Origin of the sequence: Limoniibacter endophyticus (assembly GCF_014652835.1) — a bacterium.
GTDB lineage: Bacteria > Pseudomonadota > Alphaproteobacteria > Rhizobiales > Rhizobiaceae > Limoniibacter > Limoniibacter endophyticus.
Window position 1 is genome coordinate 43,379 of sequence record NZ_BMZO01000011.1, and the last position, 17,951, is coordinate 61,329.

General features: G+C 52.3%; 9 protein-coding genes and 1 tRNA gene. 2 read left to right on the forward strand and 8 right to left on the reverse strand.

What is annotated here, in order from left to right:
• Positions 1-22: 22 nt before the first annotated feature.
• The 4 genes from IE151_RS15540 to IE151_RS15555 all read right to left on the reverse strand — a co-directional run bounded on the left by IE151_RS15540 (position 23) and on the right by IE151_RS15555 (position 11,066).
• A complete protein-coding gene (locus tag IE151_RS15540; protein ID WP_189492250.1) occupies positions 23-1,582 on the reverse strand; it encodes an ABC transporter substrate-binding protein in 1,560 nt (519 codons plus the stop codon).
• Between the two features lie 985 nt (positions 1,583-2,567).
• Positions 2,568-9,311, reverse strand: a complete 6,744-nt coding sequence (locus IE151_RS17835) for a hypothetical protein (protein ID WP_189492253.1) — start codon at positions 9,309-9,311, stop codon at positions 2,568-2,570.
• Between the two features lie 361 nt (positions 9,312-9,672).
• Positions 9,673-10,428, reverse strand: a complete 756-nt coding sequence (locus tag IE151_RS15550; RefSeq protein ID WP_189492256.1) for a hypothetical protein — start codon at positions 10,426-10,428, stop codon at positions 9,673-9,675.
• Positions 10,429-10,694: 266 nt separating this feature from the next.
• Complete coding sequence (locus IE151_RS15555) at positions 10,695-11,066, reverse strand: translation initiation factor 2 (RefSeq protein WP_189492259.1); 372 nt, start codon at positions 11,064-11,066, stop codon at positions 10,695-10,697.
• 675 nt (positions 11,067-11,741) lie between these two features.
• Here IE151_RS15555 and IE151_RS15560 point away from each other — a divergent pair.
• Both IE151_RS15560 and IE151_RS15565 read left to right on the forward strand, forming a co-directional pair.
• Positions 11,742-12,026 (forward strand): hypothetical protein, encoded by a 285-nt coding sequence (locus IE151_RS15560; RefSeq protein WP_189492261.1) that lies wholly within the window; start codon positions 11,742-11,744, stop codon positions 12,024-12,026.
• Between the two features lie 27 nt (positions 12,027-12,053).
• Positions 12,054-12,128: transfer RNA gene (locus tag IE151_RS15565), tRNA-Glu, on the forward strand.
• Positions 12,129-12,857: 729 nt separating this feature from the next.
• Here the strand turns inward: IE151_RS15565 and IE151_RS15570 are convergent.
• The 4 genes from IE151_RS15570 to IE151_RS15585 are packed head-to-tail and all read right to left on the reverse strand — an operon-like array spanning position 12,858 to position 17,940.
• Positions 12,858-13,706 carry an ABC transporter permease gene (locus tag IE151_RS15570; protein WP_210310903.1) on the reverse strand — a complete coding sequence of 283 codons (849 nt, stop codon included), beginning with the start codon at positions 13,704-13,706 and terminating at the stop codon, positions 12,858-12,860.
• Positions 13,707-13,714: 8 nt separating this feature from the next.
• Entirely contained in the window at positions 13,715-14,686 is a 972-nt protein-coding gene (locus IE151_RS15575) for an ABC transporter permease (protein ID WP_189492263.1), read from the reverse strand.
• Between the two features lie 36 nt (positions 14,687-14,722).
• Entirely contained in the window at positions 14,723-16,303 is a 1,581-nt protein-coding gene (locus tag IE151_RS15580) for an ABC transporter substrate-binding protein (RefSeq protein ID WP_189492266.1), read from the reverse strand.
• A 32-nt stretch (positions 16,304-16,335) separates the two neighbouring features.
• Positions 16,336-17,940, reverse strand: a complete 1,605-nt coding sequence (locus IE151_RS15585; RefSeq protein WP_189492270.1) for an ABC transporter substrate-binding protein — start codon at positions 17,938-17,940, stop codon at positions 16,336-16,338.
• Positions 17,941-17,951: the final 11 nt, after the last annotated feature.

A 17,951-nucleotide genomic window follows, 5' to 3' on the forward strand; every position in this document is an offset into this window, starting at 1 on the left:
TCGGACATCCGCCCCGAAAAGGTCATTTGGAAACGGGCAGGACGCGCCAGGCGATCGTCATGGCATCGGGGCGGGTATCGAGGGTCAATCCTTCGCGCGCGGCCCAGATGTTCGTAATGTGATAGAGCGGGATCACCCCGAAATCTTTCAGCATCACTCCCGTCGCCTGCCGCAACAGCTCCTCACGCTCGGCAGTGTCCATCGCTGTCATTGCGGCCGAGAGGATTTTGTCGAATTCGGCGTTGGAATAGCGACTCCAGTTGTACGATCCGGTAGCCTTTTCCTTGTCGTAGGTCTGCAGCAACGAGACAAGCGTCGCGCCCACCTCGCCGCTCGAATTACCCATGCTACCTAGATAGACAGGGATCTTCTGGCCTGCTCCCACATTGCTGTAGACGGCGGTCGGCACCGCGTTGACAGTGGCATTCACGCCGATCCTGCTCCACATCTGGACGATGGCCTGCGCCACGTCGACGTTGAGCGGTACCCGATCGCTGGCGACCGTCAGAGACAGCGAGAAGCCGTCGGGATAGCCCGCCTCGGCCAGCAGGGCCTTGGCCTTTTGGGGATCATAGCCCAGCTCGGGCAAGCCCGGGATGAAGCCATACCCCCCGGGAGGCATCATCTGACTGGTCGCCGCGCCAGTTCCGAGCATAATGCGGTCCACGAGACCCTCACGATTGATCGCAAGGGACAGCGCTTCGCGCACGCGCAAATCTTCCAGCGGCGATGGGTCCAGAACCTTGCCATCCGGTCCAGTGATCCCCTCCCCATCGGCGGCGATGGCGCGGATCGGGTTGACGTAGGCCACCCGTAATGCCGGCCCCTTGATTATTTTGTAGTTCGGATCGGCATCGATGCGCGAAAGATCGGTGGCTGGCGGCATCTGCACCACGTCAAAGTCGCCGGACAACAGCGCAGTGGTGCGCACGGCAGGGTTCGTCACCAAGGTGAACTCAACTTCAGACCAAGGCAGATCGCCGCCCCACCAATCGGGATTGGCAGCCAGCTTCACGCCGGTGCCGGGGACATAACTTGCGAATTTGTAGGGGCCGGTGCCGATCATCGCGGTACCGCTGTTATAGTCAGGGGTGGCCTTGCCTTCGTTGGCGGCTGGCACAATTGCAATCAGAGCCAAAGCCCGCGGAATGTTTGGCGCCGGGCTGGAGGTCGTGATGCGCACGGTCAAGTCATCGATCTTCTCTACGTCGGTCATGGTGTTGAGAAGGCTTGCAAAGCCGCCGGCTCCCTCGACCGTGCTCAACCGCTTCAAGCTGTAAACCACGTCGTCAGCGGTGAAAGCAGAGCCGTCATGCCATTTGACGTCTGGGCGTAGGGTGATCTGCCATTCGGTGTCGGTCACCGCCTTCCATCCGGTGGCGAGGCGACCGACCATCTCGCCCGAAGTCTCGACCCAAGTGAGGGTGTCGAAGACGTGAAAGGCGATCTCGTTATTAGGGGTGGCATTGTAGAAATGCGGGTCCATTGAGGTGACGTCCGCCGACACTCCGATGCGCAACTGCTCTGCTCCGGCGGTGCCGACGAGGCCGAGCGCAAGCACCGCGGCACCCATGAGCAGCATAATGCTGGTCCTTTTATACATTGTAACAACCCTGTTGTTGGCGTGACCGATCGACGGGTCCCCGAAGGTGGGCAGGCGTCTTTTGTAATTGATCTTCAATTGACCCAATTGAATATTGAACCGACCTATTCCGCCCTGTCAAGTCGTCCCGGACGTGCTCGCTTTGAATCGGGCTGTTTCTGGGTGAATTGTCATCAGATATGAACTATACGCCGCCGTAATCTTGATGATACAATGTTGCTCCGACGATACGCATGTCGCCAGCCAATCGGATTTCCCCCGCTGCTACATTGGACGCTGGATGAGTTTCAGCCGGGTGATCTGGTCCTCTGTCTGCCGTTTGACCAGATTGAGGCAATCGCATTCTGAGCCGTTGCTCTGTTGCAGATAACGCGGTTGGCGAATGATGCGACCAAGCTTATCGCTGGTCGGTTTATTCAAGCGTCGAGATCATCTTCAAATCTATGCCGCAGCATATCGTGAAAGCTCTCAACGACATTTCTGACCTCGACAAGGTTTGAATCAAAATCTCTGTTATTCTGCTTCCGTCAAAAGACGGCTCTGCAAACGCGATATGACGAGATCGTCTCGCCAGTCCATACCGACGGACTGGCCGACCCATTCACTTGGCCCTGCGAGCATACGCAGCGAGCAGGCATAGTATCGGTATACAGCACCCGTGCGATGTCCCCGCTCGCAATGACAACACATCGCGGCCGCGACCAACGAAACCATGTTCGCCGTCCTGAAAGATCGCTTGCCAGATACTGAAGATCTTCTTTTGCAAGACACTTCCCGGTGTGGAAATCGCCTCGGAAAATTTGCTGGCACTCTTACGCCAAGAAGCAGAGAGTACCCAAAGCGCTCGGGGGTGGCGCCTCGCATAGTAGGTACTCCTGCCGACTTACGCCCTCGGCCTCAGACGGAGAAATTGAAGTAGCGTCTAGAAGGGATCGGTATTTTCCACCGATCCCTCCCAAGTTTTCTACGCGACAATCCAGTCCAGCGATGCCTGATGCCCGAGGATTTTCACGGAGAAATCGACGTTGAGACCGCGGATGTAGCTGTCAGCACCATCGGCACCAATTGTTACGCCTGCACGACCAATCCCCAAGGGGCGAATGTCGATAGCATCCTGTCCGGGCGTGAAATCAGCGATGACGTCGAAGGCATCCATCGTGCTATCGGTCGTGACATCGAACCGAAACGTATCTCTACCAGCACCGCCAACGAGATAGTCAGCACCTGCCTGACCAACGATAATATCATTACCAGCACCACCCGTGATGCGGTCAGCACCGTAACCACCCATCACGACGTCATCGCCATTGCCGCCGTCTAGAACGTCGTTGCCAGCGCCGCCTTCAATGCGGTCATTGCCATCATCGCCCCAGATTCCATCATTGCCGTTATCGCCATAGAGCGTATCATTATCAGCGCCGCCTGAAATCCAATCGTCACCATCAGCACCATTGATCGTGTCGGCACCTGCATCTCCAGATAGACGATCGTTACCAGCTCCACCGTTGAGGATATCGCTGTTCAGGCCACCTAGAAGATAATCGCTACCTGCATCGCCGATGAGTACGTCGCACCCCGGACCACCGAAGATGAAATCGTCATCGCCGCCGCCATGGATGACATCATTGCCTTGACCACCATGAAGAAGATCTTTTCCGCCTTCGCCATAAATCAGATCATCGCCATTATTGCCTTCGATATGATCTTGTCCAGCGCCACCTTTGACGAGATCGTTGCCTACGCCACCATACATGCGATCATTACCGTCTTCGCCAAGAAGGCGGTCATTTCCGTCATCGCCATAAATTGCGTCATGGCCAGCACCACCAAGCAGATAATCGTTGCCGGCGCCACCTTTCAGGTGATCATCACCGTCGTCGCCTTGCAGTGTATCATTACCATTGCCACCATCGAGCGTGTCATTGCCAGCGCCACCTTTCAGGATGTCAGCACCATCTTCGCCGTGGAGAACATCATTGCCAACTTCGCCATGAATGGCATCGTTGCCACTATTTCCATTCAGATGATCGTTGCCGTTACCGCCCGTGATTGTGTCATTGCCTGCGCCACCAAGAACGGTATCATTCCCATTTTCGCCGTGAAGAATGTCATTGCCGCCAAGACCGCTGACGCTATCATTTCCTTCACCGCCGTAGATAAGGTCTGATCCTTCACCACCATTGAGCGTGTCATTGCCAGCTTCGCCACGGAGCGTGTCATTGCCAGCGTCACCCCACAGTTTATCGTTTCCAGGACCTCCCGACAGGTGATCATTACCATCATTGCCATGAATCGTGTCGTGACCTTCACCGCCATAAATCTCATCATCACCTGGACCGCCGTGAAGCGCATCATCCCCTAAGTGACCCCATAAAATGTCATTACCGTTTCCACCTTCGATATGATCATTTCCGGTTTGCCCCAACAGCTGATCGTTGCCATCCTCGCCATAGATGACGTCGTTGCCAGTACCGCCATCGACGTAATCATTACCCGTGCCAGCCCATACGTAGTCATCACCCTCATTTGCGAAAACGGCGTCGTGCCCTGTGAGGCTACGGATTTTCTCGTTCCAGGCGGCACCAAAAATTTTATTATTCATCGTTGGCTTTACACCAGCCATACCTCGAGCGTGAAATTGAGCTGTATGCCAGTCCATTCCACGCATTGCGTACTGTAGGGGGCCTGCAATAGCATCGATTTTTTCTTGATCACTGGGGGTGAATGCTCCCGACCAGTCACCATTGACCTCCGTTATCTCTGTATAACGCTTGCCCGTTGTAAAAAATAAAAATTTTTTCTTTTTCTGTTGTGTCGTATTTGTAGTAACAAATATTGGGACATTAGTATAATTCTCGCCCGTATTGAAATTTAGGGTTATTGGAGGTGCGCCAGCGCCAGCTGAGCCGACAGCTACCAGGTTCGTGCCGTAGTGAAAATTGGTATTGTTGTTAGCACGATAGAATTGCTTGTCTTCCGCTCCCGCAACGAGGTCCGATGCCCAGTCGTATTGCGTCGCGCCTTCAAAGCGCTTTGCTTCCATGGTCTTGTCGACGAAGGTATCAAAAATGATATCGGCGTTACTCAAAGCGGATTTACTGACATTTTCAAGCAAAAGCTTTTGCCCAACGCGAAGATGGATTAGCGTATCGCTGCCGCGTTGTTCCATGCGCAATTGCTGAACATCGATAATGTCGGCGCATTGAGACAGATTTAGCTTGTCGACGCCCGGCGTGTAGTCCGTAATCGTATCGAATGAACCTTTGTCAGCGCCGACGACGAAAAGATCCTTCCCAGCACCACCCGTTACACGATCAAAGCCCTTTCCGTCTCTGATCGTATCGTCGCCTTTTGTGCCTGTTATAATGTCGTTGCCAGCCGTGCCAGTTAGGCCTGCGACTTTTGTCAGCTGAAATTCAAAATGCTTTTCAGTAAGCTGATTGGACTTCATGCCATCAAGTGTGACTTGTTGACCACTGGCAAGGCGGATTGTTGTTCCATTTGCACTATCCTGGAAAGAAGCGCCCTGAATATGCATTTGCTTGAGTGAGACGAAATCGCGGCTAAAGGCAGTCAGGTCGATCTTATCTACAGAGCCTTTAAAATCTGCGATCGTATCGCGGTCCTTAGCATTCTTTCCGATGACGAACTTGTCGGCACCAGCACCCCCAATCATCATGTCATTGCCTGCACCACCGACGATCTGGTCGTTTCCAGCGTCGCCGACCAGAAGATCATCTTCCGACGAGCCATGCAGCACGTCGTTTCCGTCGCCACCGTAGATCGCGTCCTTGCCGGGGCCACCATCGATGAAATCATCGCCGCCTTGCCCAAGCACCGTGTCATTCCCAGCAAGCGCCAGAATGCCGTCCGACCCGTCAGTGCCGACAAGACGATCATCGCCCGCCGAACCGATGATAAGTTTGTCGAGTTGGATAGAAAAGCCATCTGAAAATTGAATTTTTTCGAGGCTCGATGTCGAAAAATGATTTTCGATAACGATGCGGGCAGCTGGCACAGCTACACTGTAGACGACGAGATTGTTACCTTCCTTGGTAAGGCTGGCATTCTTCACCGAGTGGTTTGAGGCAATGTATAGCGTATCAATGCCAGAGATATCGCTGATAACAGTATTTCCCGGCGCAAGGTGAGCGGCATACTGATCATTGCCAGTTCCCCCTTCCAATCGATTACCAGCAACGGTCGTCGTGAGAATGTCATTTCCTGCATCGCCCCGCAATGTCGTCCAGGCATAACGTGCTTCCAGGCGATCATCACCGTTGCCGCCGGACAATGTATTTTTTCCCGCCGCACCGTTTAGAACGTCGTTCCCATCACCACCCTCGAGAACATCGTCACCTGTGCCGCCAAGCAGCGTGTCGTTGCCCGCGCCGCCGCGCAAGATGTCGTTTTGTGACCCACCATTCAGCGTATCGTCACCATGTCCGCCCTCCAGCGTGTCATCGCCAATCTCACCCAGCAATCGGTCATTGCCAGCACCACCATGCAATATGTCATTGCCAGTACCGCCGAACAGAGCATCATCGCCGTCGTCACCATGCAGTGTATCGGGACCGCCTTCGCCGAATAACTGGTCGTTACCCATGCCGCCATGAAGCGCGTCATTACCTTCGCCGCCGTTCAAGGTGTCGGTACCTTCGCCGCCGCGCAGCACATCGTGACCCTCGTCGCCGAGCAAAGTGTCAGCGCCTGCGCCGCCATCAAGTGTGTCGGCACCTTCGCCACCACTAAGTGCGTCACTACCTTCGCCACCATGCAAGGTGTCATTGCCGGCACTACCGTTCAGCGTATCGGTTCCTGCGCCGCCATGAATCGTGTCATCACCATCCATGCCATCCAGCGTATCGTTGCCTTCGTCACCATACATGATGTCATTGCCGCCGCCACCATGCATGATGTCGTCACCAGTTCCACCATGCATCAGGTCATTGCCTGTTCCGGTCAGACGGACCGCGCCTTTGCCCTTTTCGGCCATGACGAAGCTGTCGCCATACAGGCGATCATCACCTTCACCACCGTAAATAGTATCGTCACCATCGCCGCCGAAGATCGTATCGTTACCCGCATCGCCATTCAGCGTGTCGGCTTCCGAGCCGGTTAAAACAAGATCATCGCCCTGCTCAACGAGTGCCCCGCCATAGAGCATATCGTTGCCTTCACCGCCATGGATGTCATCGGCACCGCCGCCACCAATAACAACATCGTCGCCGAGATTACCCTTGAGAACGTCATCACCGTCATCGCCTGAAATATTGTCGTTACCACCGCCGCCATCGACTGTATCATTGCCAGGACCCGCGGAAACTCTGTCCGCACCGCCATCAGCGCGTGCAGACTGCGCATTCGCGCCAGCATGAATAAGTTCGTCGCCGAAAATCGTGTCGTCGCCTTCGCCGCCGACAATGGTATCAACCCCAGCGCCACCGATCAGTGTGTCGAGACCTTCGCCGCCGACAAGAGTATCATTGCCCGCATTACCGAGCAGGCGGTCATTACCCCTATTACCGTGCAGCTCATTATCGGCATCTGAGCCTATCAGCACATCACTCTTGTCATGACCGATCAGCTTGTCCGCCCGGCCCGCACGCGCCTCGACAATGTGACCGTTTGGAATATTCGTGACGAAAATCTTCTGGCTGCCGTCGGGTAGATTCTCGATCTGAATGAGCGGTGGCAACTTGTTTGCCATGAAGATTTTGGTAAGCAGCTTGCCAAAAACCGCACCGAAAATGATATTCAGTCCCGGGATTGGGATTGCCGCGCTTAACAGTGCCGCGACTTTTCCTCCGAGATAACTTGAAGCAGCTGCAATCGCCGTCGACTTGACCGTATTACCAAAATCCTTGAAACCGTGATCGATAATGTTCGCAAAGAATGCGATAGCGGCGGCAGCAGCAGCCTGGCCTTCGATGGAAAGAGGCGCGGGACGCTGGAGAATTGTCAGCTTATTGCCCGCAATGCCCCACGTATTTGCAAGCTCACCGCTGGTTGCCCAGGAAAACCCGGAATTTGCCAGACTATATTGGACAACCTCTGCAACACTGACATTGGCAGCGAGCTTAAGATAGTCTTTGCTATCCATCTTGTCGCCGTTGAGCGCAGCGCCAATAGCAAAGCTGATAATGGCATTCTTGCAGGCCTCACCCGCAGGTGTGTTCAAGAACGTCGCGTCATTGAGGATAGGCGTGCCATTAGCGTGCCGTTCAACGACCGTTCCTTCGAAACCCAGCAGTTTCGACAGGCCATCAACACCGACTTTTACACCAAGCTGGATCGCATATTTCTTGGCAACGTCTTCCAGGCTATCGCCGCGAACGAGATCGGCGATGATGGACGGAGCCATATGGTTCAGGTAGCCGGGGACCTTGCTGAACGTGTCGTTCATCACCTCTTCGATGGTCACGACACGCGTTTCCATCATTTTGGCGAGGTCAGCATAGGTTGAAACCGTGCCGTCCTTCAGCGTGATGGTTTTGTTCGGATCGAAAATGTATACAAATTTGCCCTGTTCGCTTGAAGGCACGCTGATCAGATCGTCACCAAACAGACCTTTCAAAGCCGTCATCTGGCTTTCAGAAACCGTATGGTCCTGCAAGGTCGACAAGTTGTGAACACGCACGCCGCCAGCGACATAGGTGTGCAGCCCTTCGACCTCGAAATTATAGGTCTTCCATCCATTAGCAATATCTGACGCAGCGTCATTTGTTTCTGTTTTGTTCTTATTTAAAATAATCTCAAAACGGTCTGCGGTTTCCTCGCTAAAGGAAATGCGGACAACGTCCACTCGGGTCAGAGACCCATCCTCCAGCACGATCTGCGCTTTGCCGTCTGCATCAACCAGCTCATGCAATTGCTTGAACTCGCCTTCCGACGTGAAGAAGACGTGGCCCGGCGTGGCAATCAGCGGTTCGCGGTTCAAATCATCTGCAAAGCGCAGTTCCAGCCATTCGTCAGTGACGTTATTGAACGGTTTCGTGACCTTGCGTGGCTGCAAAGCCCCGAACCCGTCGAAGGCCAGCACCTCGTCACCAACCGCAATCTGCTCGATGGGTTTGCGGGAGCCATCCGCCATGGAGATAAGCGTGCCAGCGGGAAAGCAGCGAATATGCGCTTCAAGATCATTCACCGTCGGCGGATTATCATTTTGCCACTTGTGATTGATGCCCTTTTCGATCCGGATGTCACGTCTCTCGTTAAGTTCAGCTATTTTACCCGTATCCTCCAAATCGACCTGATTCAGACTTTTGTCGTGCTTGTACCAGGTCACGCTACCATCTGGGCTTACACGGGCCTTATAGCCATCGATAATATTCGGATTTCCTGCCAAACCGTTTCCCGATCCATCAAGATAGTCCAGTACACGGTTGATAATTTCAGCTTTGAGAGAATCCGAAGTCTGCGCGCCCATACCCGTCAGCACCTGCTCGATGCTGACCCCGTGTTTGGCAACCGTTTCCAGCGTTGCTTTCGCCACAACGGATACGAATTTCTCGTGTTCTCTAGGATTGCTCAACAGGCGGCTATTCACCGTATCGCCAAGTCTGGGTGTGAGCTGCAACTCGCCATAAGCAAAGCTGCCTCCCCAGCCTGCAAGCGTTTGTCCCCCTTGATCAAGAGCAGAATTAACGTCCCGCGAGAGCAAATGGCTGACGGCTGGCATTTTCTTAAGATTCAAAACATCTTTCATAACCGACTTGCCAATTAAGTCCGAATTGCCTTGAACTCTTGCTGGGTCGGAATGTTCGTTATCGTATAACCAGCCATTGTGAGTAACCGACCTGATAAACGTGTTCGCAGCGCTGTTAGGATCGTTCCGATTGATTTCAGCCGCCTTTTGCAACCAGTATGTTGCACCTTGAAGAGAAGGACGTTCCGCGCTTGTCATTGCTGAAGAAGGAATGGTGATCTGTTCTCGCATGTAATCATAAGCAGCGGCGAAATTGCCTTTGCTATTATTTGTGATGCGATTGAGTTCTTCGACTTGCGCATCAGAAAATGAAAAATGATCTGACATAAATAATCTCCCAAAATATATCTAAAATTATTGACTATTTTTCATTCCACGCAGTGAGTAAGGTATGTGTCGCATTTTTAATTTCGAACCATTGCGGCAAGGAATCGTTCGGAATGCGAAATACGATTTCTAAGCCCAAATCGCGAAGGTATAGGTTTCCATCGCAAAGAGGATTAACCACCTTGAATTGCGGGTGTGTACATCTCAAAAAAATACTGAATCGTTCATCTGATAACTGAGCATAAAAATCGAATGCCTCACGAGGATCGTATACATCCGGGACAATTCTTTTCAGACTATACTTTTCTTCAATACTATATCGAGAATCAGAAATTCTGCTGGAAACGTTTTTAAACCAAAACTCGTATTTCCCCGCATGATTTTCAGGTGAAATCGATTTAACCTCTATAACCTTGACGACATACTCGTTTTCTTGCGGAGGTTCTCTGCCCTTTTCTTGTGGCCGAAATGTCCATGGCAGCCACACATCTTCCTGCGGCGCGCGCAAGTCTGGCATCCAGAACGCAAACTCGATCTCCTCCGTTATAGGGTGGCAGTTTACGCGTTCGGGCGTTTGGCGGCCCATAAAATACGCCCATGGGATATAAAAGGTGTGAGGTCCAAGTTCTTTTCTGATCAGATACTTGCGATCCATGCTTTGCATTCGTGCCCACCGAAACCTTTCTTCGGATTCCGGCTTGCAGGGATATTTCTCTTCCGCAAAAGCATTCCCGCCAATGCACGAGGTTGCCATAAAACTGGCCAGTGCCATCAAAACAAAGCTACGCATAGCAAGCACCATCCATCTCAAAGGCGCTGCGGGTCAAAACGCCTGTTACTATGCTCCGCGCAGAAACTGAAAACGTCATCAAAAGCCTCATACAAAATGGAACGGTACGAAAAAACAGGGTTCAAAGAGCGTATTTACCCTGAGCAAATGAAGAGGCGCGATCAACTTTTACCCGGCTCAAACGTGCTTCCGTTGTGCGAGGCTTCCGGGAAGGCATAAGACGATACTGAAGCAAGCCACCTGTGCGCCAGTATCGCCAGAGCATGCTATTTCAACACGATGATTGCAGGATTGGGCTTGTGATCCTTATTGGCTCCTGTTGCAGCATCAACGCCCAAGCCGATAACGCCGCCTGCAACCACATTGCCTGCCAGGGCGACATTGCCGTTACCAGTCGCAACCGTCTCGACGCGAACCGAACCCGTCTTGTCACCCAATTTTCCTGTCGCGGTGAATGCCTTGTTTCGTGGAACTTTAAGAACACACGGCGTTTTCGGGCAGGACAACCCGATATCGGTCGTGACGCGTGCGCCACTTGGCTCGGACTCGATGCGAACAGGTTCGTTGGCACCACGGGTGATTGTGCCGCAGCCTGTAAGAGCAAGCAGGCTAACCGAAAAGAAGATTATTTTATGCATCAATTTACTCAAATAGAAATTATTAACCTAGTAATTTTCACCAGTAACTCTCTCCAATCTTGGCAAAAAACACCCGAGGCTTTGGGAGGTATGGTTACGTAGCGACTTGAATGACTATCGGAAAAGACAAGCTTGAAAAGGGCGTATTTATACGGACGGGGAGCCCAAGCCAGGCCCCCTCCTTACTCACTCTGCTCTTAAAGTGCTGACGATCAACACCGCGTCATATGCACGCGTCATGTTTCAAAAAACTTCTTAGCACACGCCTCCAACCGCCAAGCGACCTACCTCGCCAGACAAAAGATACAGCCGAGATCTCCATCCAATCGCGTGGCCTATACTGCATGTCTCGAGAAAGCATAAAAAGCTGACGTGTCAGGATGGAGCATTGCTGTCAGAGAAAATCAGGATGACCTTCCGCTTAGCCAATGAGCATGGCACACGCGAGAGGACACTCATCGACGGTGCAAGGCAGGCGCATCATTGGGAGTGAACCGGAGAATCAGATCCGGGCCTTTCCAAATAAGGGTTTGTTCTGAAAATTTGATGAAATGAACAAGTATTCTGTTCGGCACCTTGAGGGGGCTGACGGTCACTATCCACATCCCGCTGAGGCTCATGCGATTTGTCCAAACTCCTTGCCTACCCATTGCGTTTGACGCGGAATATAAAGATATGCGCGGAGAGCAACGATCAGCACTACGGGTAGCCGCCCTCATTATTCGAGAGCTGCGCATTCGCCAATTTTTACGTTTAGAAGCCAATATTTATGTGATTCATGACTATGCGTATTGGCGCAACAGGATATTTTTCCTTCATTCAAACTTATATCGTCGGAACGCGGATTTGCGGCGTTTTCCTCACAGTGGCAACTTTGCTCGTGGCCTCGATTTTCCTCTCTTTGGGTCAGCGCATTTTTCTGGCCATCGCATGATTTTCCTTCTTGCCGACGAAGAATAAGCCCTCTATAAGGCCCACATCTTGAGCGCGCCCATCGTCTAGCGGTTAGGACGGCGCCCTTTCACGGCGCAAACAGGGGTTCGATTCCCCTTGGGCGTACCATTTCCAAACAAAAGAGAGAAATGCAGGTGGGTCTTGCCAAGGCCTTGCGATTGCAACCTTCGCCAGGATCGATTCGACCCGCTGATCCTGTTTTGCCTCATTGTTCACTCCCGCTTCACTCATGATCATACGGGCACCGGCCCGACCCAGCTCCGTCGCGCAGCAGATTGGCAAATCGTTGGAGCTTCTCCGGCGTGATCTGTGTGTAGAGATGGGCCCAGCGAACCGCAGCAGCGACAGCCCCCCTGCCCGCATTCAGGTCCATCCTGGCCACAGTAATCGCAGCGCGCAACGCCGGCCAGCAGCGTCGGCATATTGTCAATGCACGAACCACCCGCCGGGGCCTCGGTCGAGGCCGTTGTCATAGGAGTCGCCAATGCTGCCCCTGACGGCACCATACCGGCCTCTACCAATTGTTCAATGTACGTGGTGAGTACCCGTTGGCTGCCTCTATCGCTGTGATGCTTCCCCATGAGCGGTTCGCGATGCACCCCATCCGGCGATTGCGGCATCGATGACGAAGTCTGTAGACCAAGCCAGCCCAGCTTGCGGATAAGGTCCGAAAGCCAAACCCTGCGGATGCCATAGACCGAGAAGGTCTCGGCAAATAGTGAACGTCCCCTATAGTGCCGAAGATGCCGAGTGCTGAAATTGCGAGGCAACGGGGAGTGAACATCGAAACAGTCAGACAAGGCCCTAAGGCACTTGTTTGTGCACAGCACTCGTGCGTTACAAAGCTTTAGGGTTCAGAGCGTCGTTTAGTCCATCGCCGACCAGATTCAGGCTTAACGTCGTCAAAAACAAAGCTAAACCAGGAAAAGCCGCCATCCACCAAGCCCTACTGAAATAGTCCTGCGCTGTGTGCAGCATTGTACCCCAGCTGATTGCATTGGGATCACCCAAACCTAAAAAAGCCAAACTGGTTTGAAGCAGGATCGCGCTTGAAATCTGAAGCGTACAATTAACGATGATCGGTGGCAGTGCGTTAGGCATTATCTCTCTGAAGACAATGTCGAAATGCGACATGCCAAGATTTCGTGCTGCATCGACATAATCTCGTTTGCGCAGGGTAAGGAACTCAGCCCTGAGAAGGCGTGCGGTAACAGGCCAGGTGAGCACGCCTATAACCAGTACGACGTTCCAAATACTGGCACCAAATAGAGCGACAATGACGATAGCAAGAAAGAATTGCGGCATTATCTGAAACATTTCGGCCAGACGCATCAGACCTGTGTCGGTATTTCCACCGAAGTATCCGGACGCAGCTCCGATTGTCACGCCGATGATCGTTGACGTGATGACTGCGCAAAGCCCGACGATAAGAGAAACACGAGCGCCATGTATGACGTTGGAAAAGACGTCCGCTCCAAGAGCGTCCGTTCCCATAGGGTGTTGGAGCGAAGGAGGAAGGAAGGAAGTCGTCAGCTGTAATGGATCGTAAATCGGAAGAGAGGGCGCCAAAATTGCCAGAACGACGATAATTCCAACAATCGTGATACCAATCATGGCGCCGACATTTACACTGAACCGTGACCAGGCCCGCGAACCGTGTGCCTGACGCAACATTGCAATAACCATCGGACAACCTACTGGTAACGAATACGTGGATCGAGAACCGCGTAGAGCAGATCAACAATCAGATTGATGATGATGACGAAAACGCTGATCGCGAGAAACATTCCCATAAGCAGCGAGTAGTCACGGGCATTGATTGCATCAAGAGTTAAGCGACCTAATCCCGGCCAACCGAATACCGTTTCCACGATCACGGCCCCCGCAATGAGGCCTGGCAAGGTATCCCCGATAACGGTAATGACGGGTAGAAGACTATTTCGAAGCGCATGTCGCGTTAACACAACTCTTTCGCTCAAGCCTTTTGCACGCGCAACCTTCACGTAGTCCTGCTCAAGGACCCCAATCATACTGCTTCGTGTTAGCCGAGTGATTAAGCCTATATTGGAAAGCGCTAGCGTCGCCGCGGGAAGAACCATGTGGTACGCTACATCAAGAACATAATCCATACCCGTGTAGCCACGACGTAGATTTGCCATTCCCTGAATCGGAAACCAGTTGAAATGGTAGGCAAGCACAAGAATCATCATCTGTCCTAACCAGAAGACTGGTATCGCGAAACTCGCCAATGAAACGAAGGTAATTACGTTGTCGGCCCTCGATCTCGGCTTGCGCGCAGCAATCACGCCCAAGGTGATACCCACGATGGCCGCCAATGCATATTGTGTAGCCATCAGTAAGATCGTTGCCGGAAATCTCTCGATGATGAGCGCGAGCACGGGCGCACCGGATGAGTATGAGAAACCCAGATTTCCGCGAAGGATCTCAAGAATGTAGGCGCCCAGCCGTACAATGAGCGGCTGATCAAGACCCAGTTGAGCGCGTAGTCGATCTATGACTGCTTGGTCGGCACCCGCTTCACCAACCATGAAATCGACCGGATCGCCCGGCGCGGCATTTATAAGAATAAAGATAATGACGATAACCGCCAGAAGCAAAGGGACGGTGTAGAACAATCGTCTGATAAGATACCCAAACAAGGTCATAACCTACCCCTGCCTTTTCGAGAACGGATTGTTAGCTCACTCAGTCCATTTGACGACATCCATTGTGCCGTATCCTGTGATGTCCTGAGTTATCCCGTCGAGGCCGGAGCGAAATGCGATTGGATAGTATCGATCCCAAAACCACCAGTGCGGAACATCTTCAGCAAGTATGGCAGCAGCCTGGTGGTAGAGATTTATCCGGTTGGCTTCGTTTAGCTCTTTCCCAGCCGCCTCGAACAGCTTGTCGAGCTCTGGGTTGCAGTAGCCGGAGGCGTTGAAACCAGATCGCGGCACAATCCGATCGCAGGTATAAAATCCAGCCGCACCCGTTGCTGGGTCTGGGCCGCTTGCATATGATCCCATCGTCACATCGAAGTCCCACTTCACATACGCTTTTTCCCGCCACGCAGACATCTCCATGCCCTCGTCGATTACCTCGACACCGACTTTGGCGAATTGCGCGCGAAGAAGTTTTGAGACATTCGCCATCGGACCTTCAGATAACGAGTAGCTCACTCGAAGTGAGAAGCGTTTCCCATCCTGCCCTCGCGGGTATCCCGCTTCGTCCAGCATCTCGTTCGCGCGAGCGACATCGTGCTGATATTGGGGAACCTGATCGGTATAAAAGATCGGCAGCTCGGACGATAAGCCGCCACCTTTTGATACAACGCCATGGCCGAAACCTGCCTTTTCAAGCAGCTCTTGACGATCCATCGCGAAATACAGCGCTTGACGGACTCGCTTGTGGGATAGCGGACCGCTTCGTGTATTCAGGAAAGCCTGATATTGTCCCGCAATCGACCGCTTTTGAAATGCAACGGTTATATCCCGTGCTTTGCTCAACCGATCAACTTCGCCCAGTGGCATAACGTGATACGGAATATAGTCGATATCCCCCTTCTCGAGCGCCAGACCTCGCGCCGCATCATTTGGAATGATCTGATAGACAAGCCTGTCCACCCACGGACCCTCCAGATGGTAATCGGGATTTCTTTCCAGGGTGATATGACTACCTTTCTTAAACTCCTTGAAAATGAATGGCCCGGTTCCGACAGGCGCGAGATTTGCTGGATTTTCCTGCGGTGCCGATCCATTATCAAAAATGTGCTTGGGGAGGATCATCGCGCTATTGAAATATGCCAACCCGCGCAAAAGCGGCGGATACGGTTGTGAGAGTTCAAAAACGACGGTCAGCGGGTCGATGACCTTCATTTCTTGAACTGCCTCCAACAGACCGCCAGCAGGCCCGTTGAATTTGCGATTCAGGTTCTGAAGACTCCAGGCAACATCCTCCGCGGTGAAGGGTGTGCCATCATGCCATTTGATCCCCTCGAAGAAACGAAATGTGTAGGTTTTTCCGTCAGGAGATATTTCCCATGATTTCGCCAAAGACGGAATTGGCTCGCCTTTGTAATTCAGTCGAACAATAGTACTGTAGACTTGGGCACCTACAACGCTGGAATTTATCTCGGTGGTAATAGCTGAGTTTATCAATGTTGGATCCCCAGCCAGACCAACTATGATGCTATTCTCCTGCGAGGAGACCGGAATTGCTGTGGACATTAGCAGAAGAGGCAAGAATGCGTATTTGTAAGCCTTCATCTTGAAATATGTCATGATCGTTCCCCATTATTTTTATGATTTTGGTATCATTGCTTCCAGCGAACGGTTTCCAACGCTCCGTAGCCCGTCAGGTCATCCACGATACCTTCAAGCTCGGAGTTGTAAGCAATCGGGTAAAGCCGATCCCACAGCCACCAGTGAGGTGCGTTTTCCGCGAGTATCCCTTGCACTTGCTGATAAAGTTCAACCCTCCGCGCCTCGTTGCTTTCCTTGCTGGCTTCTTCAAAGATTTTGTCGAGTTCGGGGTTGCAATAACCAGAAGCGTTTCTGGCCATCAGTGGCTCGATCATTCGGCACACGTACAGCCTCTCCACCCCTACCGCAGGGTCCGGCCCAGTCGAAAAGCTACCCATGGTTATGTCGAAGTTCCACTTTGTAAAAGCCGAGTCGCGCCAGGCAGCGCTCTCCATACCCTGGATTTGCAAATCGACACCGACGGCATTGAGATAGGACCGCATCAGTTGTGCGGCATTGTTCATCGGTCCTTCTTTGAGATCGTAACTCACCCGCAACTGAAGTCGCTTGCCGTCGCTCCCGCGTGGATAGCCGGCAGCATCCAGCATGGCCTCTGCCTTCGCAGGGTCATAATCATATTGCTTTACGGAATCGGTGTAGAAGATTTGTTGCTCAGACGATATCGGTCCCGCCGATACCTTGCCATAGCCGAAACCGGCCTTCTCCAGCATCTCGTCACGGTTCAATGCGTGATAAAGCGCCTGTCTAACTTCTTTTTTTCCTAAGGCCTCATGCCGGGTGTTCAAAAATGCCATATAGATTCCGGCAATCATTCTCTTGGCAAACGTGACTTCAACTTCCGGCGCTTCTCGCAACATTTCCACTTCACCCAAGGGCATAGCGTAATATGGAATGAAATCGACCTGCCCTGACTGAAGGGCCAAAGCTCGCGTGGTATCGTTTGGAATAATCTGAAAGATCACTTGATCAGCAAAGGGTAATTTATCGAGGTGATAATCTGGATTGCGATCGAACGTTATATGACTTCCTCTCACGTATTCCTTGAACTTAAAGGGCCCTGTTCCGACTGGAGCTAAGTTCGCCGGGTTCTCCAAAGGTGTCACATCGGCATCATAGAGATGTTTTGGGAGAATTGCCGAGCTGTTGAAGTATGCAAGCCCACGCAACAAAGGCGGATATGGATATTTAAGCTTGAAAACGACGGTATTTTTGTCAAGCGCTTCAATTGACTCAACTGCTGCCAAAAGCCCCGATGACGGACCATTGAACTCTTTGTTCACGTTCCACAAACTCCAGGCGACATCTTCCGCGCTGAATTCAGTACCATCATGCCACTTTACGTTGTCAAAGAGATTGAAGGTGTAATTCAACCCGTCATCGGAGATGTTCCAGCTTTCGGCGAGTGAAGGAATGACATCACCTGCTGGAGAAAGGCGCACAAGCGTACTATAGACTTGCCCAGACATGTGACTGGAAGCGATATCGGTAGTTATACCGGAGTTGATAACGGGAACGTCTCCCGGTATCGCAACAACCAGTACGTTTTTCGTCTGCGCATGCGCGCCAAATGAAAGACCAATCAGCAATAAGAATGTTGTCAGGGTCCGACTGCCCTTCCAACGATACTTTTTATGAATGGGAATTTGATCCTGCATGACTAATTCCT

What these genes read in the sequence shown, in the direction of transcription:
- IE151_RS15540 (WP_189492250.1), bottom strand. Translation starts at nt 1,582, where the DNA reads ATGCTGCTCATGGGTGCCGCGGTGCTTGCGCTCGGCCTCGTCGGCACC.
- IE151_RS17835 (WP_189492253.1), bottom strand. Translation starts at nt 9,311, where the DNA reads ATGAAAGATGTTTTGAATCTTAAGAAAATGCCAGCCGTCAGCCATTTG.
- IE151_RS15550 (WP_189492256.1), bottom strand. Translation starts at nt 10,428, where the DNA reads ATGCGTAGCTTTGTTTTGATGGCACTGGCCAGTTTTATGGCAACCTCG.
- IE151_RS15555 (WP_189492259.1), bottom strand. Translation starts at nt 11,066, where the DNA reads ATGCATAAAATAATCTTCTTTTCGGTTAGCCTGCTTGCTCTTACAGGC.
- IE151_RS15560 (WP_189492261.1), top strand. Translation starts at nt 11,742, where the DNA reads ATGCGCGGAGAGCAACGATCAGCACTACGGGTAGCCGCCCTCATTATT.
- IE151_RS15570 (WP_210310903.1), bottom strand. Translation starts at nt 13,706, where the DNA reads ATGGTTATTGCAATGTTGCGTCAGGCACACGGTTCGCGGGCCTGGTCA.
- IE151_RS15575 (WP_189492263.1), bottom strand. Translation starts at nt 14,686, where the DNA reads ATGACCTTGTTTGGGTATCTTATCAGACGATTGTTCTACACCGTCCCT.
- IE151_RS15580 (WP_189492266.1), bottom strand. Translation starts at nt 16,303, where the DNA reads ATGACATATTTCAAGATGAAGGCTTACAAATACGCATTCTTGCCTCTT.
- IE151_RS15585 (WP_189492270.1), bottom strand. Translation starts at nt 17,940, where the DNA reads ATGCAGGATCAAATTCCCATTCATAAAAAGTATCGTTGGAAGGGCAGT.